The following is a 531-nucleotide window of genomic DNA, read 5'->3' as shown; positions in this document are numbered from 1 at the left end:
CCGTCGCGCTGCTCTCGCAAAGTGTTCGCAGCCATTCCCCGGTTAGGGTTGAGATACTCAATTACACCAAGTCGCGGCGCCCATATTGGGTCGAGTTGGAGCTGTCTCCAGTGTTTGATGAAAATGGCGAGCTACTGCGCTTTATCGCGGTAGAACGTGACATCACCGATAGACGCGAGATGGAGAAGCGTTTGTCGTCTGCATTGGATAAATCGAAAAAAGCCACGCAAGCCAAGTCGGAATTTCTGGCGAACATGAGCCATGAGATTCGCACTCCAATGAACGCGATCATGGGGATCAGCGAGATATTGCTTGAGAACGAAAACCGCCGAGAGCCAAGGGAGTTATTGCTCCTGCTGCACAAATCTGCCAATAACCTTGTGACCATCATTAACGACATCCTCGATTACAGCAAAGTCGAAGCAGGCAAGTTGACGCTTGTTGAAGAGGAGTTTGATTTGCGCTCGTTAGTAGAGAGTTGCACGGCATTGTGTGCGTATCAAGCGGATAAAAAGAACCTTAAGTTATTGG

At 49.3% G+C, this 531-nt stretch carries 1 protein-coding gene; it reads left to right on the top strand.

The features are described 5' to 3' along the window. Positions 1-531: sensor histidine kinase (locus R7040_RS29675; protein WP_318098078.1), on the top strand; the 531-nt coding region annotated here is incomplete at both ends.

The sequence above is a fragment of the Vibrio sp. 1069 genome (assembly GCF_033340555.1).
Note: the sequence above shows the minus strand (reverse complement) of the source record. Positions and strands in the feature narration are given on the sequence as shown.